Origin of the sequence: Halodesulfurarchaeum sp. (genome assembly GCF_036626455.1) — an archaeon.
Classification (GTDB): Archaea; Halobacteriota; Halobacteria; order Halobacteriales; family Halobacteriaceae; genus Halodesulfurarchaeum.
Map to the genome: position 1 here is coordinate 1 of NZ_JAZKRK010000012.1, position 21,398 is coordinate 21,398.

The 21,398-nt window shown below is 59.1% G+C and carries 21 protein-coding genes; 16 read left to right on the forward strand and 5 right to left on the reverse strand.

Annotated features, from left to right (window positions below):
• Positions 1–36: 36 nt before the first annotated feature.
• Positions 37–726 carry a type 1 glutamine amidotransferase gene (locus V5A26_RS05390; protein ID WP_332320984.1) on the forward strand — a complete coding sequence of 230 codons (690 nt, stop codon included), beginning with the start codon at positions 37–39 and terminating at the stop codon, positions 724–726.
• On the opposite strand, the gene V5A26_RS05395 is transcribed toward V5A26_RS05390, so the two are convergent.
• Positions 723–983 (reverse strand): hypothetical protein, encoded by a 261-nt coding sequence (locus V5A26_RS05395; RefSeq protein WP_332320985.1) that lies wholly within the window; start codon positions 981–983, stop codon positions 723–725. The two genes, V5A26_RS05390 and V5A26_RS05395, sit on opposite strands and share 4 nt — an antisense overlap.
• A 429-nt stretch (positions 984–1,412) precedes the next feature.
• Between V5A26_RS05395 and V5A26_RS05400 the strand changes: the two genes are divergently transcribed.
• The 15 genes from V5A26_RS05400 (at position 1,413) to V5A26_RS05470 (ending at position 15,151) form a co-directional block, all read left to right on the forward strand.
• Positions 1,413–2,519: a hydrogenase small subunit gene (locus V5A26_RS05400; RefSeq protein WP_332320986.1), complete on the forward strand. Its 1,107-nt coding sequence runs from the start codon at positions 1,413–1,415 to the stop codon at positions 2,517–2,519.
• Between the two features lie 24 nt (positions 2,520–2,543).
• On the forward strand, positions 2,544–4,085 hold the full coding sequence (locus V5A26_RS05405) for a nickel-dependent hydrogenase large subunit (RefSeq protein ID WP_332320987.1): 1,542 nt from the start codon (positions 2,544–2,546) through the stop codon (positions 4,083–4,085).
• The gene (locus V5A26_RS05410) at positions 4,085–5,083 is read left to right on the forward strand and encodes a cytochrome b/b6 domain-containing protein (RefSeq protein ID WP_332320988.1); all 999 of its coding nucleotides are present in this window, start codon (positions 4,085–4,087) and stop codon (positions 5,081–5,083) included. Before V5A26_RS05405 ends, V5A26_RS05410 begins: the two co-directional genes overlap by 1 nt.
• 2 nt (positions 5,084–5,085) lie before the next feature.
• Complete coding sequence (locus V5A26_RS05415; protein ID WP_332320989.1) at positions 5,086–5,628, forward strand: hydrogenase maturation protease; 543 nt, start codon at positions 5,086–5,088, stop codon at positions 5,626–5,628.
• A gap of 128 nt (positions 5,629–5,756) precedes the next feature.
• Positions 5,757–5,960 (forward strand): hypothetical protein, encoded by a 204-nt coding sequence (locus V5A26_RS05420; protein WP_332320990.1) that lies wholly within the window; start codon positions 5,757–5,759, stop codon positions 5,958–5,960.
• The gene (locus V5A26_RS05425) at positions 5,960–6,364 is read left to right on the forward strand and encodes a HypC/HybG/HupF family hydrogenase formation chaperone (RefSeq protein ID WP_332320991.1); all 405 of its coding nucleotides are present in this window, start codon (positions 5,960–5,962) and stop codon (positions 6,362–6,364) included. The genes V5A26_RS05420 and V5A26_RS05425 overlap by 1 nt, the downstream gene beginning before the upstream one ends.
• Positions 6,357–7,463 carry a hydrogenase formation protein HypD gene (hypD, locus tag V5A26_RS05430; RefSeq protein WP_332320992.1) on the forward strand — a complete coding sequence of 369 codons (1,107 nt, stop codon included), beginning with the start codon at positions 6,357–6,359 and terminating at the stop codon, positions 7,461–7,463. The genes V5A26_RS05425 and hypD overlap by 8 nt, the downstream gene beginning before the upstream one ends.
• Positions 7,464–7,489: 26 nt before the next feature.
• Positions 7,490–8,560, forward strand: a complete 1,071-nt coding sequence (gene hypE / locus V5A26_RS05435; protein WP_332320993.1) for a hydrogenase expression/formation protein HypE — start codon at positions 7,490–7,492, stop codon at positions 8,558–8,560.
• Positions 8,560–8,967, forward strand: a complete 408-nt coding sequence (locus V5A26_RS05440; protein ID WP_332322260.1) for a hydrogenase maturation nickel metallochaperone HypA/HybF — start codon at positions 8,560–8,562, stop codon at positions 8,965–8,967. Before hypE ends, V5A26_RS05440 begins: the two co-directional genes overlap by 1 nt.
• Complete coding sequence (gene hypB, locus V5A26_RS05445) at positions 8,918–9,850, forward strand: hydrogenase nickel incorporation protein HypB (RefSeq protein ID WP_332322261.1); 933 nt, start codon at positions 8,918–8,920, stop codon at positions 9,848–9,850. The genes V5A26_RS05440 and hypB overlap by 50 nt, the downstream gene beginning before the upstream one ends.
• 3 nt (positions 9,851–9,853) lie before the next feature.
• Entirely contained in the window at positions 9,854–12,229 is a 2,376-nt protein-coding gene (hypF, locus tag V5A26_RS05450; protein ID WP_332320996.1) for a carbamoyltransferase HypF, read from the forward strand.
• 206 nt (positions 12,230–12,435) lie between these two features.
• On the forward strand, positions 12,436–13,107 hold the full coding sequence (locus V5A26_RS05455) for an energy-coupling factor ABC transporter permease (protein ID WP_332320997.1): 672 nt from the start codon (positions 12,436–12,438) through the stop codon (positions 13,105–13,107).
• Positions 13,107–13,418, forward strand: coding sequence for a hypothetical protein (locus tag V5A26_RS05460; RefSeq protein ID WP_332320998.1), 312 nt, complete (start codon positions 13,107–13,109; stop codon positions 13,416–13,418). The genes V5A26_RS05455 and V5A26_RS05460 overlap by 1 nt, the downstream gene beginning before the upstream one ends.
• A gap of 12 nt (positions 13,419–13,430) precedes the next feature.
• Entirely contained in the window at positions 13,431–14,243 is an 813-nt protein-coding gene (cbiQ, locus tag V5A26_RS05465) for a cobalt ECF transporter T component CbiQ (protein WP_332320999.1), read from the forward strand.
• Positions 14,240–15,151 carry an energy-coupling factor ABC transporter ATP-binding protein gene (locus V5A26_RS05470; protein WP_332321000.1) on the forward strand — a complete coding sequence of 304 codons (912 nt, stop codon included), beginning with the start codon at positions 14,240–14,242 and terminating at the stop codon, positions 15,149–15,151. The genes cbiQ and V5A26_RS05470 overlap by 4 nt, the downstream gene beginning before the upstream one ends.
• A gap of 6 nt (positions 15,152–15,157) precedes the next feature.
• Here the strand turns inward: V5A26_RS05470 and V5A26_RS05475 are convergent, their stop codons facing one another.
• The 4 genes from V5A26_RS05475 to V5A26_RS05490 form a co-directional block, all read right to left on the reverse strand.
• A complete protein-coding gene (locus tag V5A26_RS05475; RefSeq protein WP_332321001.1) occupies positions 15,158–16,330 on the reverse strand; it encodes a cystathionine gamma-synthase in 1,173 nt (390 codons plus the stop codon).
• A complete protein-coding gene (locus tag V5A26_RS05480) occupies positions 16,327–17,313 on the reverse strand; it encodes a PLP-dependent cysteine synthase family protein (RefSeq protein ID WP_332321002.1) in 987 nt (328 codons plus the stop codon). The genes V5A26_RS05475 and V5A26_RS05480 overlap by 4 nt, the downstream gene beginning before the upstream one ends.
• Positions 17,314–17,944: 631 nt before the next feature.
• Positions 17,945–19,870, reverse strand: a complete 1,926-nt coding sequence (locus tag V5A26_RS05485; RefSeq protein WP_332321003.1) for an ASKHA domain-containing protein — start codon at positions 19,868–19,870, stop codon at positions 17,945–17,947.
• A 78-nt stretch (positions 19,871–19,948) separates the two neighbouring features.
• Positions 19,949–21,394 (reverse strand): trimethylamine methyltransferase family protein, encoded by a 1,446-nt coding sequence (locus V5A26_RS05490; protein ID WP_332321004.1) that lies wholly within the window; start codon positions 21,392–21,394, stop codon positions 19,949–19,951.
• Positions 21,395–21,398 lie beyond the last annotated feature (4 nt).

Below are 21,398 nucleotides of genomic sequence, written 5' to 3' on the forward strand. Positions count from 1 at the left end.
CACAATATAATACGCATCGGCCGCGTAGGACCTGTTGTGTCAAATACGCTGCTCATCGATGCGTCGATCGGGGAGACACCGGCCCAAGAAAATCTGGAACGGATGACGGAGGGCGAGACGACGACGTACAAAGTCAGTGAAGATGACATCCCCCCTCCACCTACTGACGACGCGTGGGTGTTCGATGGCGTCATCATCAGTGGCTCCCAGGTCTCGGTGTACGAAGACCGCCTGTGGATCCACGACCTCACCGATTGGGTTCGACAGGTCCATGCCGCCGGCGTTCCAGTTCTCGGCATCTGCTGGGGGCATCAGTTCCTCGCGCAGGCGTTAGGTGGGAGAATCGTGGCGATGGGCGAATACGAACTGGGATACAAAACGATTTCTCAGGTTCAGGAAAGCCCGTTATTCGAGGATATTCCGACCGAGTTTGTCGCCTTCGAAACCCATTCGGACCGAGTGTACGAACTGCCGGAGAGCGCCACGCTTCTTGCGGAAAACGAAATGGGCATTCAAGCGTTTGCCATCGGGCGAAGCTGTGGAATCCAGTTCCATCCCGAATACGATATGGAGACCGCCGAGCATGTGACCAAACGCAAGGACCTCCCTGAATCGCGGATCGAGGCGGTGCTTGACGGAATCACGGACGAAACCTACGAGAAAGCGAAATTCGCCGCGCAGGTGTTCGATAACTTTGCCTCGATCATCGAAAGCAAACGGTGTTAGGTCTCTCGTGTCACGATAACTTCGTCGGTTTTCGCCTCTTCCATCGGGATTTCGATCTGCACGAACTCCTCGGTATCCATGTCACAGACGACTATGACGTCCTCTGACGTGCAGAACATATTGTAGGATTCGACGCTGTACTTCGTTTGTGTCTCGAGATCTGCTAGGATTTCTTCGAATTCGTCGATGGTGAGGGTATCATCTCCTTCTGCGACGTCGATCAGGCGGTTTAGCGTCCCGTTTGTCGTTTCGGTCATACTGGTTCATTTCAACTTGGGGCGTGAGGTAACTAAAGGTTGTTATCGGTATTGTGAATATTGTCCCACTCTCTTCTCTCGAACGCCAGTTTTGTAGCGTTCGAGGAACCGGATTGGATCTGATAGAATGGCCACCCCACCATTTCCAAATCAATTGCATGTGTCAATAATCCACAAGCAGCGGAATCCGCCCATATCAAAACCAAAAAGTCCACAATAGCACCGATTTTTGCATACGTTTCACAATATACCAGTAGAAAACATTTGATGCAAACTACTTTACCGTCCTGTAGAGCGTTGGTAATCGTTTGAGATCCACTATATTCGTTTCTGGTGAATTCTTAGATGTGTGAACATTTCCAACAGCTGAGAAGAACGCTCTTGGTTTAAAGAAACTCACGTTGTCTGTTAGCATGGTACTGAAAAGCTATGACAACCCGTCGAAATTTCCTCAGGCTCGTCGGCACGACGGCGGCCGGAGGGGTCATTTCCCAACACTCGACAGAAATCGCTCGCGCCTTCGAACAGGCAGCGGATGGGTCAATGGATGTCGTCTGGTTCCAGGGGCAGTCCTGTACTGGCTGTACGATATCGACACTCCAGGCACAGTATCCGACCCTCGAAGAGGCGTTGAACAAGTTCCGGCTCGAAGTGACCTTCCATCCGACGATCATGGCGGAGGCGGGGGAACCAGCCATCGAATCGATGAGTAAAGAGCCGGATATTCTCATCGTCGAAGGCTCGATTCCAACGGACATTCCCGAAGCGGCGATGATTGGTGGCAAGTCGGCGGAGGATTGGGTGAACGAACTCGCACCCGCAGCCGACATCGTTGTGGCTGTCGGGAACTGTTCGTCCTTCGGCGGGTGGCCGGCCGCGGAAAACAAAAAGCGGCTGTACGGCCTCGGAGAAAACGTTACGGGGGCCAAAGGGCTCCAGTTTGAGAAACGCGAAAAAGGCGGTGTTCTCGGTGCTGATTTCACCGGTGGGGCCGGGCTCCCGGTCGTGAATCTTGGTGGGTGTCCACCGAACCCAGATTACGTCCTGTTGACACTTGCGACGGTCCTGAACGGGCATATACCGGAGTTAGACGAGTATCACCGTCCCATGCCGTTCTACGAACCGCTGGTGCATGACAATTGCATGCATCGGGGGTACTTCGATCGCGGGGAGTTTGCCGACACGCCGGGAGCGGCCGAAGGCTGTCAGCTGAAAAACGGATGCAAGGGACCATATACGCACTGTGACGACCAGTCCAGGCTGTGGAATGACGGTACCTCGGTCTGCCTGAATGTCGGTGCCCCCTGTATCGGTTGTATGGAACCGGGATTCTGGGATCGGTTCTCACCCTTCCAGCAGGAACTCGAAGGCAGTGGAGTCCTGGGCAGCATCAGCGCAACCCAGGCTGGTGCGGCAGGCGTGGCCGCCGGGGCCATCGGAATCGGCGCCCACCTCGGCCGTCGGGCGATGGGGTATGGGAAATTCGAATCCGCCGAATCAGGCGGCGAAGAAGTCGAATCGAAGAGTTCGGACTGATAAACATACCGCCATCACACAACAATGCCAGAAATCGACATCGACCCGACGACACGAATCGAAGGCCACCACGGGATTCACCTGGAGGTCGACGAAGACGGCACCGTCACGCACGCTGAGAGTAAAATGGAGATGTTCCGGGGGGCGGAGATCGTCACACTCGGTCGGCCACCATCGGATGCCCCGCAGATCACGGGCATGGTCTGTGGTGTCTGTTTCCTCTGTCACCGGCTTTGTTCGTCGAAGGCGGCCGAGGACGCCGCGATGAACGCAGATGGCATCGACTTCGGTGGACCGCCCGACAACGCGGTGTTGCTCCGGGATGCCGTCGAAGGGATATTCTACCTCTGGAATCACGCGGTCCATCTGTTCGCGCTGGTGGGCCCGGACTACAGCGACGCAGTGGCCGGGACAGGCTTTGACCGCCTCGATCCATTGGAAGGCGACGGGTACATGGGAGCGATGGAGAACCAGCGTAAGATTATGAAGGCGCTGGCCCAATTCGGTGGCCGCGCACCCCACCCGGTCTCCTACGTCCCGGGCGGACTGGCTACGAACGCGGATGCCACGACGATCGAGTCGGTCAGATCCAGGGTTGCGGAGGTGAGCAACTGGCTTGGAGCGACCGAAAACGTCCCACAGGTCCTCGAGAACGTGCAAAACGGCGAATTTGATCCGTCCCTTGGACCGGGTCTCCACGATATCGTTTCGATTCTGGTCGGCGCTGCACAGGAAGGGGCCGCAGGGATCGGCGAAGGTCCGGGTCGGTACTACAGCAACGGGATGTTCGAGCAACCGGGGGAAGACGACCTCTACCTCAAACGAGGTGTCTATCGCAATGGTTCGGTCGAGCTGATGGACAAAGAGGAAATCATCGACGGGATCACCGAAGACACGGAGTACGCCTGGTACACGGACGAATCTGGCGGTGATCCCACCAAAGCCCAACCGCCAGAGCCGAAACCTGAGAAGGAGCAGGCCTATTCGTGGGGTAAAGCGCCGCGGTTCGAAGGTGACTCTATGGAGGTAGGCCCACTTGCTCGAATGGTCATCTCCGATCTCGATCCGTTTGATTTGCGTGCTGCCCTCGGTGGCGGTGCGGCCAAAAGCAACACCCTCAATCGACTGATTGCCCGGGCTCAAGAAGCCCTGGTCGTCCGGGACAAAGTCATGGATTGGCTGGACGCCATTGATCCGGCGAAACCATTCATGGCCGACGACTGGACGGACGACTTCACCGGGAAGGGCGTCGGACTCTTCGAACCGTCACGTGGGACCCTCTCCCATTACATGGACGTGCAGGACGGCGAGATCGAGCGCTACCAGATCATCACGCCGACGATCTGGAACCTCGGTCCACGGGACGCAAATGGCCAACCAAGTCCCCTCGAAGAGGGCGTGCAGGGTGACGTGGTCCAGAACATGGACAATCCGATGAACGTCCTCAGAACGATTCGCTCGATGGACCCATGTCTGGCCTGCTCGGTCCACGTGCAAAGTCCAGAAAAAGAATACGAAGCCGACATCGAACCGGTCGCCCCCGACATCGGGGGCAGGAGGTGTTAATGACCGATAAACGCACCGACGGCGGGACAGCGGAGGGGACAGTCGGAAGCCATGACTCCAGTGGCGGATTCCTCACTCGATTGTGGGTGAAGGTCGCCAAACGATACGAGCGGTTCCAGCACCTCGACAAGGAGGACAAGCAGGTCATCGACATACACGGCTATGGCACGATCATTTCCCACTGGCTCCTCCTCGTCTTTATGATCACGACGACCCTTACGGGGCTTTCGAAGTGGTTGGGTGTCTACGGTCCGCTTAACATCGGCATTTGGGGTGGCTACAATCCGGCCTTCCTGACCCACGTTTGGACCGGCCTGTTCCTCGCCATTGTTGCCTTTATCATCTATCCGTTCTACGCCTTTGTCGTCGACAAGAAACAGTTCATCATGACATGGGAGCAGATTCAAGAAAATATCGTCATCGGACTTGCGTTCCTCGGGTTGGCGAGTTACATCCCGGGATACAAGAAGTCCCGTCGATGCATCGAAGCGGACACCGGTCACTGGGTCGGTCACCATCCGATGCAGACCGCCTTCTGGTACGTGACGTGGTTCTTTGTCGGCCTCCTCACGCTGACTGGGTTCGCCCTCTGGTCGAATTTGTGGGCCGAATCTTCGTGGTGGATCGACGGGTTAGGATTTCTGCAGGCCTGGTTCGGCTTCGAGGCACTCCTCAGGATTCATCTGGTCTCGACTGCGTGGGTACTCGCCGCAGTGGCCTTGCACGCCTATTTCGCCTTGATGCCGAGTAACTGGGATATCCTCAAATTGATGGTTGACGGCAACCTCTACGGCTGGCTCATCAGTGACGAGAACCGGCCGGAACACAAAGGAACGACCAGGTCGAAAGACGCCATGATCGGTCCGTTAGCCGGTATCTCTCGGCTGTTCGGTACCGGCCCTGAAGTGCAGGAACAGCTTTCAGAACCCACTGAAACACCAGAAAGCGAACCCGCTCAGAGTACGTCAACCGGTGCAGACACGGACGATGAGACGTGACTATGGCACACACAGGAGACCCCGACGGACAAACCGAACTCGCTTCCACACCCATCGCGGAGAGTGACGAGAACGCCACCGCCATCGCAGTCGTGGCCGTCGGGAATCCGATAATGGGGGATGATGGAATCGGTGCGCAGGTCCTCGAGACCCTCGAAACCTCGACCGTCAGCGAACGGTCCGACGTTACCCTAGCAAACGGCGGGACGACAGCGTTCTTCGCCCTCGAGGCGATGAGCGGGTGCGATCGGGCGATCGTCGTGGACGCCATTTCGACTGGTGCGGAGCCGGGAACCATCCACACGTTTCGGTACGTCGACGGAGCCTTCGCGGATGACGTCCCGGAAATGACGATGCATGACTTTTCCTTCGCGGAGGCGTTGCAGGCTGGTCGCGACGCCTACGAGATACCGGAGGAGGTGCTGATCTTCGGAGTCGAACCGAAACGGATCGAGATGTCGATGGAACTGAGCGAGGAGATCGAACAAACGGTCCCGGATCTCGTGGATCTCATCCACGATGAACTCCCCGAGCGGCCACCGTGACCACGGAACGCCCGGTAGCATTAAGCTGGCGGCGACGGCATTCGCTATGCAGAAGGACACGATATGACCCATATTTCCCCACCGATGATCCGATTACCCGCCGACCGAGCGGCCGAGGTGAACACACTATGACCACGAGCTGGTATTGCACAGACTGTGAGACCCGAATCGACTCCGAATCGATCACCGAGCACGAGGAACAAGGCCATACCGTCAAAGGGGTGATACGCCCCGACCGCCTCCTCGGCAATGACCCCTGGAACATGCAGGTCGAAATCGACGGGGAGCTCAACGGAACCACCCCGGTCAGGGAAGACGGAGGTGAGAGCTGATGTGTCTGGGAATTCCCGGCGAGATCCTCGAAATCGACGGCCAAACCGCTCGGGCGGAGTTCTGGAACGTCGAGAAAGCGGTTCGACTCGACATCGTGGGCGACGACGTCGAGGAGGGCGATTACGTTCTCAATCACGCGGGCTTTGCGATACGCAAGATTCCGGACGATGAGGTCGAGGAGACGATGGAACTATACGAATCACTCTTGAGCGGCGACGAGGAGGACGCCTTGGAGGAAATCGGCGCTACCGACGCCACACTCGAGTTCGGCGACCGACCGGCCGCCGTCGAAGAGGGTGACACCCCCGTTGCCTCGACGAACCGGATGCCCCGAGGACCGGGTGACGCCCGCACCGGTACCGAGGATTCCGACCCTGATCCGCGGCCGGAAACCGATGAGTAGCGATCAAACCCTGCAGTTTCGGAACCCCGACCAGGCCGACCAGTTGGCCGAGCGATTGGAAACGTTGATGGCTGACATCGACGAGCCAGTGACCTTGATGCACGTCTGTGGTTCTCACGAGCAGGCAATCGCCAAGTTCGGGCTCCGGAGCTTGTTGCCCGACGGCCTCTCAGTGCGGATGGGACCGGGGTGTCCGGTTTGTGTGACGAACATGCCCGAGGTCGACGAAGCCGTCGCTGTCGCGGAACAGGGAGCGATCGTCGCAACGTACGGCGACATGTTTCGAGTGCCTGGAACTCAAAAGAGCCTCGCGGACGCCAGGGCGGATGGCGCGGACGTCGAAGTGGTCTATTCTGCGAGCGAAGCGGTCGAACTCGCCGCGGAGCACCCCGACCGAGAGGTCGTTTTCTTTGCGACCGGGTTCGAGACGACGGCGGCCCCGACTGCCGCCATTTTGGCAAATGACCCACCCGAGAATTTCTCAGTTCTCTCAGCGCACAAATACGTGCCACCCGCGATGGAGGTCGTGGCTGAGATGCCGGATGTCGATATCGACGGCTTCCTCGCTGCGGGTCATGCAGCGACCATCACCGGCTATGGTCTGTTCGAACCCTTTGTCGAGGAGTTCGAGTTGCCAATTGTGGTGGGTGGATTCGAACCGATCGACGTATTGCTCGGGGTCGAACGGCTTCTTGAATATATCGAGGCTGACGTGGCTGGACTCGAAAACGCCTACCCTCGCTGTGTCTCGAAGGAAGGCAACGAGCAAGCACTGGAGACGATGTGGTCGGTCTTCGAAACGACGTCCGGGGAATGGCGCGGAATCGCCGAAATTCCCGGCGCGAACCTCGTCATCCGGGACGAGTACGCTGCCTACGATACCCGCGAACGGTTCGACGTCGAACCGGCCAGTGGTGGCCCTGATCCGCTGACAGAGCAGTGCATCTGTGGGGATATCATGGCCGGAAAGGCAGACCCGGACGAATGTGAACTGTTTGATGAGGAGTGCACGCCGGGGAACCCGGTGGGCGCCTGCATGGTGAGTAGCGAAGGAACGTGCAAGATCTGGCACGAATACGGGGGCCACCCCGACTTCTAACAATGGCAGAGAACCAATCGACAGATATGGACGATTCCGAAGATGTCGTGACCCTCGCCCACGGTGCAGGCGGTGGAGCGATGCGGTCGATGTTGCAAGACCTCGTTGTTCCCAGGTTTGCCGGGAACGGAGCCGCGACCGACGGGACCGAAGTAGCGGACGTCGGCGATACACCCAGGGTCGGGCTCCCGGAACTCGACGACGGTGCCGTCCATCCAGTCGGGGACGATGGGGCGCTCGTGGTTACGACTGATAGTCACGTCGTCAAACCCTTGTTTTTCCCGGGCGGGGACATTGGCCGGCTTGCGGTAGCCGGCACCGTCAACGATCTGGCGATGATGGGAGCGACCGAGCCGACTGCCCTGACCTGTTCGCTTGTTCTCGAGGAGGGAACTCCAACTTCGGACGTCCAACGCGTGATCGAATCGATGGCAGCGACCGCCGAGGAAGCGGACGTTTCTATTTCCACAGGCGACACGAAAGTGATGGGAAATGGCGATGTGGATGGGATCGTGATCAATACAGCCGGGGTCGCCTATCTGGATGGGAACGCCCCAGTGAGTGATGCGGGTCTGGACCCAGGCGATGCGCTCATTGTGAGCGGTCCAATGGGAGACCACGGTATCGCACTGCTCTCCGCCCGGGAAGGGTTCGACTTCACGGGCGACCTCGAAAGCGACGTTGCGCCGGTCAATGGATTCGTTGGGGCGGCGATGGATGCCGGTCGGATCACCGCCATGAAAGACCCGACTCGGGGCGGACTAGCGAACGCCCTGAACGAGATGGCCGAGAAGGCCGACGTCGGCATCGATATCGACGAACAGCGAATCCCGATCTCGGGGGCGACTGCATCGGCTGGCGAAGTGCTTGGCATCGACCCGCTTTCGGTTGCTAATGAGGGGAAAGTCGTCATGGGCGTCGATCAGAACGATGCCAAAGCCGTTCTCGAAGCGATCCAGGCCTGTCCAGGTGGCAAAGACGCGGAAATCGTCGGCCAGGCGTCTGAAGACCATACTGGACGAGTCGTCGTCGACACCGGCTTTGGCCGGCGCTACCTGAGTGAACCGGAAGGTGAAGCACTCCCCAGGATCTGTTAATGCACGAGATCAGCATCGCAAAGGGTATTCTGGACCGGGCCTTGGAAGCGGCGGACGCGCACGGGGCTGACCGCATCGACGAGTTGACGCTGGAGATCGGACGTGTGACCCATGTCAACCCCGAACAACTCGAGTTTTGTCTGGAAGCCATTACCGAATCCACACCGGCAGCGGATGCGACGATCCGTACCCAACCTGTCGAGCCAGTAGCCGTGTGTGACTGTGGCTGGCGGGATACGCCGGATGAGTTAGCACTCGCCGGCGGGTTCGCCCCAGACATCAAGTGTCCCGAGTGTGGTAATCGAGCCGAACTCGTATCGGGACGAGAATGTCGGCTGAGTAGCATCGAAGTCCCCGATGAAACAACAATGGATCGACCGGCGACACGGGCCGAAAACCCCCAGTGACACAGATATGTACCACGAATTGCCGACTGGACCGGATCGACTCGACGTATCGAATCGCACACTTGGCTGGGTCGACGGCCTTGGAACCGTACTGGAGCGGGTGCTCGGGCCGGCTCGGGCTCACAGACTCGGACACGAGGACTTCGGAACAGACGCGAGTGGGTCTGATGCCGAAGCCGACGTCTTGGCAGCGATCCGCGAACGCGCTGGGGAGCTTCACGAAACGCTGGTCCACGATCACGGCGTATTTGCCGTCGAGTTCGTCGGCAGCACTGGTGGTGGCAAGACCCGGCTGATCGAGGAGTTGCTCGACCGAGCACCGGCAGACGAGGAGATTGGGGCAATCGTCGGCGACGTGGCCGGCGAAGACGACGCGAAACGCCTCCGAGAATACGGGATTCAAGTCGAGAACATCAATACGGGCAAGGAATGCCATCTCGACCCGGATGGAGTTGGGTCGGCCATCACGGATTTTGACCTCCAAATGTTGGACACGCTCTACGTCGAGAACGTCGGCAATATGGTTTGCCCGGCGGACTTCCCGCTTGGAGCGAGCCTTCGGGTGTTAGTCGTTAGCACGACAGAAGGCGACGACGTCGTCGGCAAACATCCCTTGTTGGTCCAGTCCGTCGACGCGGCAGTCATCAACAAAGTTGATCTCGCAGCGGCCGTCGGGACTGATCTCGAACGCTTGCGAGACGATATCGAGCGGGCTGCTCCTGACCTCCCCGTTTTCGAAACGAATGCCATGGACGGGGTCGGAATCGATGCCCTGCGATCGTTTCTCGAGTCTCATCGAGGGACTGGTCACGAGCATGATCATGCACACAGCCACGCCGCGGATGGGCATGGCCACGACTATTTGGACCATCCGAACCACTGAGTGATGACGGCCGCTCGAAGCCAGGTGTCGGTGCGAGTCACCGGGGTTGTTCAGGGCGTTGGCTTCCGACCGTTCGTTTACAGGCGAGCAACCGCCCACGACCTTGGAGGCACAGTCAGAAACACGGGTGACGCTGGCGTGAAGATCATTTTGAATGGTGACCGGTCGGCGATCGATGCGTTCCTGCAGGACTTGCGCAACTCTCCACCGCCGCTTTCCCGTGTGGAAACCGTTACCGTCGATCGCGCACCGAACGCGAGTGAGACTCGACTGCAGGCCCCTGACGAATTCCGGATTCTCGAATCGGTTGACAGCGCCGGTGGAACCGGAACAATTCCACCTGATACGGGCATCTGTGAGTCGTGTCTCGAGGACGTTTTCGACCCAAAATCCCGCTATTACCGGTACTGGGCCACCTCCTGTGTCGACTGTGGCCCCCGGTACACGGTGATTCGAGGGCTACCTTACGATCGGCCTCGGACCTCGATGGACGCTTTTCCGATGTGCGAGACCTGTCGCGACGAATACGAGGACCCGGCTGATCGACGCTATCACGCGCAGACGATAGCCTGCCAGGATTGTGGGCCAACGCTTTCACTTGAGGAATCTACTGCTGAAGGCCGACACACTGCAGCCACCGGACCTGCGGCCATCGCAGCGGCTGTAACGCGGTTGCAACGAGGGGAAATCGTCGCCATCCGCGGGGTCGGCGGGACGCATCTCGCTTGCGATGGGACCGACTCGGCGGTTGTCAAACGGCTCCGGGAGCGGACGAATCGGCCGGCCAAACCCTTTGCCGTCATGTCGCCCTCGGTCGACCAGGTCCGCTCGTTCGCCGCTGTTTCGGATGCCGAAGCAGACTCTCTCCAAGACGTCCGACGACCGATCGTTGTGCTCGAGCGTGACGACAACGGGGCAATTGACGACGTTGCGCCAGGATTGCATACGATTGGTGTGATGTTGCCATACGCTGGACTTCACCACCTCCTGTTCGACACCGAACGTCGATCGGGGAATACCGGGCTCGAGGGTCCGTTGGTGATGACAAGTGGCAATCTTCCGGGAGAACCGATGTGTGTGACCGTCGACGCGATATTCGAGCAACTCGGAGACGTGATCGACGCGGCACTCGTTCATGACCGAGAGATCGTTGCGCGGTGTGACGACAGCGTCGTACGGCACGTCGATGGGGCCAGACGCTTTCTCCGACGATCCAGAGGCTGGGTCCCACAGCCCCTTCCACGGCGGCAAAGCGGGCCATCGGTGCTTGCAGTCGGGGCCGAATTCGACGGAACGATCGCGATTGCCCGAGACGAGGACGTGATCCCGTCACAACATCTCGGCGACATCGACGGCCCCGCGACAGAAACGTTTCTGCACGAAACAACTGCCCATTTGACGGACCTACTCGGTGTCGACCCAGAGATCGTCGCCTGTGACGCCCATCCCAACTTTCTCACGAGCCACTACGCGTCGGAGTACGTGGGTCGAACGAACAACAAGCCCGCGGCAAACGGGATCTCACAGCCCATCAGGGTGCAGCATCACCACGCGCACGCGGCATCGCTCCTTGGCGAACACGACCGGGAGCGAGCGCTCGTGATTGTCGCCGATGGAACCGGGTATGGCTCCGATGGGACCATCTGGGGCGGAGAAGTCCTTGATGCCGAATTGAGCACCTTCGAGCGTGTCGGTGGTCTCGACACGTTTCACCTCCCAGGTGGCGAAGCGGCCATCGAACACCCGGCACGAATCCTCGCGAGTCTGCTCGAGGATCCGGATCGGATCGACGAACTGCTGACAAGCCGAACCCCGCTCGGCAGAACCGAGGCAGAAACGGTTCGAAAAACCGTCGAGTCCAGTGTGAATGCACCGGAGACGACGAGCGCCGGCCGGTTTCTGGATGCAATCAGCGCACGTCTGAACATCTGTCCCAGGAGACGGTACGAGGGCGAACCGGCGATTCGGCTCGAGGCCGTCGCGGCTGGAGCCGAACCAGTTGCAATCGAGCTTCCATTCGGGCGTCGCGACGGGCAGCACGTTCTTGACATCCATGCGGTCACACAACGGGTCGACGAATTGGCTGAAACGGAGTCACCTGCTGTCGTCGCCGCGACAGCGCAGGATGTGCTCGCCCGAGGACTTGCCCAGATCGCGATCAATGCTGCGGCCGATCGTGGCGTCACGGCTGTCGGATTTTCGGGCGGCGTCGCCTACAACGAAGCTATTTCTCGCAGCATCCGAGCACAGGTCGAAGCGGCTGGACTCGAGTATCTCGACCACGAGGCTGTTCCACCTGGGGATGCGGGCATTTCGTACGGTCAGGCTGTCGTCGCAAGCGCAATCGCAAACGCCGAGAAAAAACTAGCTAAGGGCTGAAACCAAAACGTGCTGATCCGGTTCGGATACCGTCGACGGGTACTGCCGCTGGTTTCGTTGCCTGATGAGCGTTCTAACGACCATGCCAACCGATTCCACACTCGGTGTTTGCCTCACAGATTGCAATCAATATTCGTCTCTATAATATCTTAGACTACTAAGATACCAAGATTTATTATTTCGAAGCAAGTTATTGTTAATAACGAATGGCACACATCCATCTTCCTGAAGGTGCCCTCCCCCTTTGGGCGGTTGCCTTGTGGTCAGTTCTCGCTGCGGCCGTCCTCGCGTCTGCCGTGTTTTCGCTCCGGCGCGATGGGCTCGAAGCAAAGCACGTCGCGCTTGGCGGGATGGTCGCCGCGGCGAGTTTCGCGGTCTTTCAAGTGAACATCCCGGTTTTGGGTGGTGTTCACCTCTCCTTGACAGCGCTCGTTGGCATTCTCGTGGGCCCGGCATTGGGGGCAATCGTGGCCTTTGTCGTCAACGTCCTGTCGGCCTTGTTGGGTCACGGTGCGTGGGGGTTTCTCGGTGCGAACACCCTGGTCGGTGTCACAGAAGTGTTTGGAGGCTACTACGTCTTTTACACCCTCCGAGCCCGACAGTGGGAACATTTCACGGCTGGGACCGTGGCGACGATTGTCGGTCTGGCTGCGGGCTCGATATTGATGGGGGCGATTCCAATCGTGAGTGGTATTCGGGGGGTCGCGATCACTGGCGGAGACCTCGCTGTCTACATGTCCGCACTGGTTGCTGTCAACCTCGGAGTCGCTGTGATCGAGGGACTCATCACTGGATCGGTGGTCCAGTATATGGCGTCCATTCGGCCCGACCTCCTCGGCGAACGGACAGAGCCCGGCACGTCGGAGGTGGCTGACTGATGAACCGGCACACCCAATACGCACTTTCACTGGGTCTGGTCTCTGTGGCCGTCGCCCTCAGTTACCTCGGGTTTGTCTACACAGGCGGGGCCGTTCCCTGGGGCGATCGCTTTGCAGCCGTGATGGACGGTGGGGTGAATGGGGCAACCGGCTCACTGTTCCAGTTCGGGCGCGGCGGCATTGGGGGGTTTGTTCTGGCGGGGCCGCTGCGGGATAATGTCATCCCCTTTGTACTGCTGGTTTTGGTTCTGGTCGGAGCTAGCGCCTTCCTGTATTGGTGGGCCGGTGGGACTGAGGAAAACGGGCACTAGTCTGCAACACAGATGAGTGAACTTACCAGTCACGTCCCCGACCCCCGCCTCCTTACGACGTATGCGGAGCACGGCGATGGTCCACTCCACCGGGTTAACCCCTGGACGAAAATGAGTGTGCTCGCGATTCTGGTGGTCGCTGTGACCGTTGCTGAGGGGTTGCTCACCGTCACAGCAATCTATGGTGTGGTCATACTCGGCTATGCGGCAGCAGGCCTCCCGATTCGCCGTCTCATCGGATGGTACACCCTGCCGTTCGTCTTCGTTACCGTGATCGCGGGCCCGTTGGCCTTTGGAATCCCTGGCGAGGCGATCGTCGCGGTCGGGCATCCGTTCGGCGAACTTTCCGTGACCTGGACGGGGTTGATGACATACCTCACCCTGCTCGGACGCGGCCTCACCGTCGTCACGTTCTCCCTGGCCATCTGGATGACGACCACTTACGCTGATCTCGTCCACGTTCTCGGTCGCTCGCTGCCATCACCGATCGATCAGGTCGCACTCTTCGCCTACCGATTCACGTTCGTGATTCTCGAGGTTATCGAGGACCTGCTCAAGGCGACTCGGTCGAGGGGCGGCTCCATCCGGGAGAACTTCTGGGCGAACCGGGCTCTTTACGGACGGATTTTCGGCCATACGTTCCTCAGAGCCCTCGAACGGTCCGAAACCCTCCTGAAATCGATGGAGGCCAGGGGCTATCACGGTGATCTGACCGTGTATAGCCAGGTCGATCGACCACCGGCCCACGAGATCGCTGCCGTCTTCGTCTTGACAGTCGCAGTCGCGGCATATAGTCTGACGATTCGCTATGGAGTGATCCCATGAGTTACGACACCCAATCCACCCACGTTGTCCCGTCCACGGCCCACGAACAGCCACCCGACTGCAGCCACGAGGCGCCATTCGAGTACGAGGTGGCACCTCTCGTGGCACTGCACTGTCTGTCCCATACCTATCCGGACGGTACTGCTGGCGTTCACGACGTGAGCTTTGCTGTCCATCCCGACGAAACGGTCGGTTTGATCGGTGGCAACGGAGCCGGCAAATCGACGCTGATGGAACACCTAAATGGCTTGCTTGACCTCCAGGAGGGCACTTTACGGATCGATGGGACCTCGATCACGGAGGCCAATATCGACGTGGCTCGGCGAGCGGTCGGGTTCGTCTTCCAGGACGCGGACTCCCAGATAGTTGCGCCGACGGTCATCGACGACGTCATGTTTGGCCCACTGAATTACGGGGCGAGCCCGTCAGAAGCGAAAGAACAGGGCATCGCAGCACTCGATCGGCTTGATGCATCCCACCTAGTCGACCGAGTTCCCCACCATCTCAGCGGCGGAGAGAAGCGATTGGTCGCCATCGCGGGCGTGCTCGCGATGGACCCGACTACCATCGTGATGGACGAACCACTCGCCGGACTGGACCCGGCCCGGGAAGAGCGGGTCCGGGAGGTCATCGAAACGCTTCAGGAGGACCACATCGGCCTGGTTATCGCGACCCACGACGTCGATTTTGCCGCCGAGGTCAGCGACCGACTCGTCGTGATGGAGGACGGGAATATTGTCGGGTCCGGACCGCCCCAATCAGTCTTTTACGACGACGAGTTACTCACGACAGCGAACCTTCGCCCGCCGACAGCGGTTCGAATGGCCCGGCGCCTCGGTGTGGACACACCGCACCCGGTGACTGAAGACGAACTCATCGACCTGCTTGAACAGCCCCCAATCGTTTGATGGGGATCAGGACCCAGCGTCGATGGCCTGGTCCAAATCTGCTTTCAGATCCGAGAGGCCTTCGAGTCCGACACTCATTCTGATCAGGCTGTCCGAAACTCCCGCCTGCAGGCGTTCGGCCCGAGGGACTGTCGCGTGAGTCATCGTCGCCGGTTGCTCAATGAGACTCTCCACGCCGCCGAGACTCTCGGCGAGGGTAAACACCTCCGTTTCTGAGACGATCGATTCGACGATATCGATCGGATAGTCGAGTTCGACACCCACCATGCCCCCGAAACCGTCCATCTGCCTGGCGGCCAATTCGTGTTGTGGATGGCTCTCGAGCCCCGGATAGTAGACTGTCTCGACTGCAGGATGGGTTTCGAGCCAGGTGGCCACCGCCTGGGCGTTTTCGGTGTGTCGCTCCATCCGAACGGGGAGGGTTTTGATGCCCCGTAACACGAGGAAGGCATCGAAGGGACTGAGGGTGGCACCGACGCTATTCTGATAGAATCCGAGTTGCTCGTCAAGAGTGGATTGGTCTGTCAGGAGTGCGCCCCCAATAATATCGGAGTGACCACCCAGGTATTTCGTCAGGGAGTGGGCCACGATGTCCGCGCCCAGGGAGAGCGGTCGCTGGAGGACGGGCGTGGCAAACGTGTTGTCGACAGCCAACAGCGCATCTTCCGAATGGGCGAGCTCGGACATCGCTTCGATGTCGACGATTCGGAGGAGCGGATTCGTCGGCGTTTCGATCCAGACGAGTTCAGTTGCCGGTCGGATGGCCTTCTGGACTGCTGTCGGACTGGTCGTGTCGACGAAGTCAAATTCGAGATCGTAGTCCTCGTAAACATCCGTGAAGAGACGATGAGTCCCCCCGTACACGTCGTTACCAACGACGACGTGATCACCTGACTCGAGCAGGTTCAGGACCGTACTGATCGCAGCGAGGCCGCTGGCAAAGGCCCGACCGTACTCGCCCCCTTCGAGATGGGCCAGGTTCGATTCCAGCGCCGATCGCGTGGGATTCCCGGAGCGTGAATATTCGTATCCCTGGTGCTCTCCGGGGGCGTTTTGAGCGAACGTCGAGGAGGCGTAGATCGGTGTCATGACCGCTCCCGTTTCGGGGTCTGGCTCCAAACCGCCGTGGATCGCCTCGGTTTCGAGCGTGGGGGTTCGCGGTGGGTTTTCGTCAGTCATGCTTTGCCCTCCCAGTCAGCGAACTCCCCATAGAGCCCTTTCGAGAGATATCGTTCTCCGCTGTCCGGGAACACCGTGACCACGCTTTCGGCTGGGCCACCAAGGTCACCGGTTTGGAGTCGGTTCGCGACACGCCTCGTGGCCACGCTCGCGGCGCCGGAACTGGAGCCGACGAGGTGGCCTTCGTTTCTTGCAAGCCTCGCAACCTCCTCGTGGGCTGCTCGATCCGAGACGCTCACGATGTCGTCGATCCGATCCGGTTCGATGAGTTCCGCAAGTTCAGGTTCGTGGGTGCCGATCCCCTCGGTTTTATACGCTTCTTCTGTCCGTTCAACCCCAAATTTCTCCCCGAACGTCGATCCCTCCGGTTCTACGGCGACGATTGCAGCGTCGATCCCAGATTTTTCGAGTGCATCTGCGATTCCCATGAGCGTCCCACCGGAGCCGATCCCGACGACGATCGCACCCACCTCGCCTTGAAGCGCTTCGATTATTTCGGGGCCAGTCGTTTTGGCGTGGGCTTCACGGTTGTAGGGTGAGGCAAACTGTTGTGGAACGACTGCATTCGGTTTCTCGGCAGCGATCTCGTGGGCCCTCTCAATCGCGCCGTTCATGCCGGCCTCGCCTGGGGTGGTGACGATCTCACCCCCTAATGCAGCCATGAGGGTTTCTTTCTCCTCGCTGAACCCCTCGGGCACGACGAAGATAGGATGGATATCCTGTTGCCTGGCTGCGATCGCCATTCCGATCCCCGTGTTTCCGGCCGTCGGTTCGACAATTGTCCCGCCCTGGGACAGCTCGCCAGTTTCGAGGAGCCGCTTGAGAATGTGCTGTCCGATCCGGTCTTTGATGCTTCCTCCGGGATTGAACGTCTCGAGTTTGGCGTAGCAGTCGATTCCATCCGGGCCCGTTTCGAGTTCGACGAGGGGTGTTTGGCCGATCGTTTCGAGGACTGAATCAAGTGGTGGAGTTTGGATTGTCATGGCAAATGGTGGGTGTGCGGTCGATAACTGGCAACGGAACTGTCGGGTGTGCTCACCGACAGCGACAATATTGCGGGACCGGACACGGAGAACAGGAACGTAAGGGGTCGGCACTCGGCCGAATGTCAGTGGGGGTCGGGGCCAACCGATCGAGCCCCCGCCGTCCCGAAATCGGGACGGTATCCAACTCTTGGGTCGTGGTCATCTCCTCACCGTTCATCGCCTCTTCTCTTACTGGATGGAGGTTTAACCCGATTCCCGTTCACACCTTCTAAACAGGGCATCAAAGCCATTGAGCAGTCTCCATCCTATTTTGAGTCGCCTTGAAGCGGCTGGCCTTGGGAAACGAAAAGTACTGTCACCGACCAGTGGCAATCGAAACTCCCCCTTCTAGATTGACAGTGTTGGGCCGTTTCGCATCCGGAATCTGGATTGGAGTCTGCATTTCTCTAACCAGGAGGAACGTGCCGTCGAGTTTGAATCAGTGACGCAAGGAGATAGTAATGAGTGGTCAGTCCACAGCCTCACCATATTTGTTTGTTAACCGACCGGCCACAGACGTTTGCAAGGTTGTCTCCGTAGGGAGATTTTGGTTCTCCGTCAAGTCGGGCCGTCGAGTCTCTCCGATAACTCAAATGTCTTCGACCTCGCCTCTGGTTTCTCGAATCCGGCGTTTGACACTCGGATACCGGTCGATATCCCGATGTGGGAAAAACAGCGCTTCCATGAACTCGTCGTTGAACCCGTCCTGGTTGGCCAGTTCGATGTATTCGACTTCCTCGATGATCCGGGACGCTGTCTCGCGGGCCGTTTCATCGAGTAGCGCATAGATCGCCCCGTATCCAGCTGCGTTGCCGAGGAAGTCGACTTCTTCGACCCGCGTTTCCGGGAACAGACCCAGCAATGAGGCCGCATTTGGGTCGATCGAATTCCCGAAGCCACCGGCCATGACGAGTTGATCGACGGAGTCAACGGCTGCCTCATCGAGGAGGAGGTTGGTTCCCGATTGGATGGCCGCTTTCGCGTGCTGGATTTCCCTGATGTCGTCCTGGGAGATCACGATTTCCTCGCCGTGGCTCGATTTTGATTCCTCGACCAGCACGAACTCCCGTTGCCCTTCGGTGGGCTCTCGGATCCGACGTGGATTCGTTTCCGGGTCTCGGAGTCGGCCGCGCCGCGATATCGCCCCAACTTCGAATAGTTGGGCGACTGCGTCCAGAAGTCCCGAGCCACAGATACCGATCGGTGTGATGTCGCCAATGACACCGAGCTCCGGCTCCCACGTGTCCGGGTCCAGGGAAACCCGTTCGATTGCGCCTCGCTTTGCTTGCACTCCGTCGGTGATTTCAGCACCTTCGAGGGCCGGCCCTGCCGGTGCCGAGGCGGCGAGCAGACGGTCCTCGGTCGAAACCCCGATTTCTCCGTTCGTCCCGATATCGATGTAGACCGTCGTTCCCTCCCGTTCGAACACGTTCGCTGCGAGGAGGTCGGCCACGAAATCGGGACCGACCCAGCCACCGATGATCGGCAGCCAGGAACAGGTCGCAGATTCGTTGATCGGGACATCGAGATCCCGTGCCTTGTACGCAAGGAGCCCGTGGGCGGCGGGGACATACGGTGCGACCGTGACGTGTTTGGTTTCGATTTCGAGAAAGCAGTGATGCATCGCCGTATTGCCCACGAAAACCGCATCCACGATCATCGATGGTGAGATATCTGCCTCGTCGGTCACCTCATCGATCATCTCCGCAACCGCATCTGCGACTTCCTGATGTAACGTCGCCTGTTCGTCTCGGCCGCGCTGGGCGTATTCGACCCGACTAATGATGTCTCCACCGTGGCTGCTCTGGGGATTTAACTGTGAGGTGGTGGCACAAATTTCACCAGTGACTAGATCTGCCAGGTAACAGGCGAGTGTGGTCGTGCCCACGTCGACGGCGATCCCGTAAATATTCTCCTGCTGACCGGGGAAGACCGTGAGCAGTTCCCGTCCCCTGAACACGATCGGGGTGAGGTGAAGGGTGTCCCGGCTCGAGGCTTCGCGTATTCGTTTCGGGAGCGAGCGGAGTCCAAGCCGATCGACTTCCGTGACGGAAAGATCGTATTCCGACGCGAGTCCTGCGAGGATCCGTTCTCGATCCCCGAGGGTGTCTTCCAGAGTGGGGGTGTCAAGTTGGAGCGGATAGCGTCGAGCAGCAGGCTGTCGCTGGAACTCCATGGACCGCCCCGCCGTCATAATGACGCCCTGCTCGATGCGAGACTTCGGCGGCACGAACACAGCGACGTCTCCCTCCTGTATGCTGGCTTCACAGCCAAGGCGCTGACCGTCTTCCAGGACATTTTCGTCCAAGACGGACCGTTCGGCTTCAGAAATGGACGAGAGGTTTTCACTCCCCTCCTCGACTCGGACCGTACAGGTTCCACAGACCCCAGCGCCACCACAGAGTGCCTCGATGCCGATGTCTCCTCGTTTCGCGAGTTCGAGGACGGTCTCCGCTTCGCTCGTGCTAACCTCGACTCCCCACGGTTCGAATCGCACCGACCGATTTGTCCCCATTATTTTCCAACTTCCGACAGTCGCTCAGTTCGAATGCCGTACGACCAGAAGGCCCGAGACGGACCCTGTTGTGAGGGCTTAGAGCGTGGCCAATTCTTTGCCCTCGTGTCGGGCATCCTCGATGATTTTTTGTAACCGGTCGTCCACGTCCTCGGGCAACGGCTTTGGTTCGGCCTGGTCGAGTAAAGTTTTGACCCGTTCGTGTGCGGCATCCATGCCGACGTCCGGGTGCCAGTTCTCCTGCTCTCGCTTTTTCAACAGATCGGCCATGAACAGCTCTGATTTGCCGAACTTCCGGGTGTGGGGCTCCGAAAGGAACGTGCCGCCGTGACCCACTTCGTCGATCACGTCGAGGGCGAGTGTCTCGGCGTTCACGTCGAATCCCTCACAGACGCGCTTGACCATGCCCCCGACCTCGTCCATCGCTGCCACCACTTCGAGGCTGTTCCGGAATCCACTTCCGATGACCCCGAGGTCGTGAATCAGGTTCTGGCCGGTGAGTATGGAGTTCCAGAGCGATATCGTGGTTTCAGAGCCGAGCTGGAAGTCCGAACCGAAGGAGTCCGAGATGCCGCCGGTTCCGAAGACCGGAACGCCGTACTTCCGAGCCCACTGGCCGGTGAAGGACTGGTAGAAGATCCGTTCAGGCAGGTAGTAGGCGTGACTGCCGATTCGCATGTCCATGGGAACCGGGAGCGAACCCATCAACATCGGTGTGCCGGGGTTATTGAGTTCGCCGATGACGATTCCACCAAGTGATTCGGCGAGCCCAAGCGCGGTGGTTCCGGCGAACGTCATCGGGCCAGTCGCGCCCATGTCCGGCATTGGGCTCGAAATCAGCGGGAGGCCGGCCCGGGTCCATTCGAGTAGGGACTCGGTCGTCTCTCGTCTGAGGTACAGCGGCGAGACCGGCTCGTTGTACATCGTTACCAGGTTCTTGTTGCTGACGTCCTCGGCCTCGGCGACGAGTTCGACCATCTCGACCAGCTTCTTCGTCATCTCGCCCCCGTAATGGGAGAGGATACAGTTGTGCTTCGTGTTGTTTGCCAGGAGTTCATAGAGGCTCACGAAGCCCAACATCGGTTCGTCCTGTAGCGTGAACATCGCCCAACTCATGTCGATGTTGGGCAATTCGTTCTGCAATTTGACTGAGTCCCGAACGTCCTCCCGTGTCGGTTTTCGGTCGTCTTTGGCTTCGTAATCGTAGACGTATGGCGGTCCATTACAGGAGGACAGGAAAGACCGTTCGGGCTCCATCAACACGTCCTGGTCTGGATCCCTGGCGGAGAGTCTGATCGATCGGGGAGCCCTTTCAATACATTCGTTGACTACGTGAGGCGGAATCTTTGCGATATCGTCTTCGCGATCCACGTCCGCTCCGGCTTCCTCCAGCAGATCCATCGCTTCTTCGTTCTCGATTTTCAAACCGGTCTCGGACAGGATCTGGAGGGCCGCGTTATGAATCGCCGTTACCTGTTCGTCTGTCAGAAGTTTCAGCTGACCGCCTTTGATTCCAGTTCGCATCGTT

What these genes read in the sequence shown, in the direction of transcription:
- hypB (WP_332322261.1), top strand. Translation starts at nt 8,918, where the DNA reads ATGAAACAACAATGGATCGACCGGCGACACGGGCCGAAAACCCCCAGT.
- V5A26_RS05475 (WP_332321001.1), bottom strand. Translation starts at nt 16,330, where the DNA reads ATGACTGACGAAAACCCACCGCGAACCCCCACGCTCGAAACCGAGGCG.
- V5A26_RS05455 (WP_332320997.1), top strand. Translation starts at nt 12,436, where the DNA reads ATGGCACACATCCATCTTCCTGAAGGTGCCCTCCCCCTTTGGGCGGTT.
- V5A26_RS05400 (WP_332320986.1), top strand. Translation starts at nt 1,413, where the DNA reads ATGACAACCCGTCGAAATTTCCTCAGGCTCGTCGGCACGACGGCGGCC.
- V5A26_RS05440 (WP_332322260.1), top strand. Translation starts at nt 8,560, where the DNA reads ATGCACGAGATCAGCATCGCAAAGGGTATTCTGGACCGGGCCTTGGAA.
- hypF (WP_332320996.1), top strand. Translation starts at nt 9,854, where the DNA reads ATGACGGCCGCTCGAAGCCAGGTGTCGGTGCGAGTCACCGGGGTTGTT.
- V5A26_RS05405 (WP_332320987.1), top strand. Translation starts at nt 2,544, where the DNA reads ATGCCAGAAATCGACATCGACCCGACGACACGAATCGAAGGCCACCAC.
- V5A26_RS05410 (WP_332320988.1), top strand. Translation starts at nt 4,085, where the DNA reads ATGACCGATAAACGCACCGACGGCGGGACAGCGGAGGGGACAGTCGGA.
- hypD (WP_332320992.1), top strand. Translation starts at nt 6,357, where the DNA reads ATGAGTAGCGATCAAACCCTGCAGTTTCGGAACCCCGACCAGGCCGAC.
- V5A26_RS05490 (WP_332321004.1), bottom strand. Translation starts at nt 21,394, where the DNA reads ATGCGAACTGGAATCAAAGGCGGTCAGCTGAAACTTCTGACAGACGAA.
- V5A26_RS05470 (WP_332321000.1), top strand. Translation starts at nt 14,240, where the DNA reads ATGAGTTACGACACCCAATCCACCCACGTTGTCCCGTCCACGGCCCAC.
- V5A26_RS05415 (WP_332320989.1), top strand. Translation starts at nt 5,086, where the DNA reads ATGGCACACACAGGAGACCCCGACGGACAAACCGAACTCGCTTCCACA.
- cbiQ (WP_332320999.1), top strand. Translation starts at nt 13,431, where the DNA reads ATGAGTGAACTTACCAGTCACGTCCCCGACCCCCGCCTCCTTACGACG.
- V5A26_RS05460 (WP_332320998.1), top strand. Translation starts at nt 13,107, where the DNA reads ATGAACCGGCACACCCAATACGCACTTTCACTGGGTCTGGTCTCTGTG.
- V5A26_RS05420 (WP_332320990.1), top strand. Translation starts at nt 5,757, where the DNA reads ATGACCACGAGCTGGTATTGCACAGACTGTGAGACCCGAATCGACTCC.
- V5A26_RS05425 (WP_332320991.1), top strand. Translation starts at nt 5,960, where the DNA reads ATGTGTCTGGGAATTCCCGGCGAGATCCTCGAAATCGACGGCCAAACC.
- V5A26_RS05485 (WP_332321003.1), bottom strand. Translation starts at nt 19,870, where the DNA reads ATGGGGACAAATCGGTCGGTGCGATTCGAACCGTGGGGAGTCGAGGTT.
- V5A26_RS05395 (WP_332320985.1), bottom strand. Translation starts at nt 983, where the DNA reads ATGACCGAAACGACAAACGGGACGCTAAACCGCCTGATCGACGTCGCA.
- hypE (WP_332320993.1), top strand. Translation starts at nt 7,490, where the DNA reads ATGGACGATTCCGAAGATGTCGTGACCCTCGCCCACGGTGCAGGCGGT.
- V5A26_RS05480 (WP_332321002.1), bottom strand. Translation starts at nt 17,313, where the DNA reads ATGACAATCCAAACTCCACCACTTGATTCAGTCCTCGAAACGATCGGC.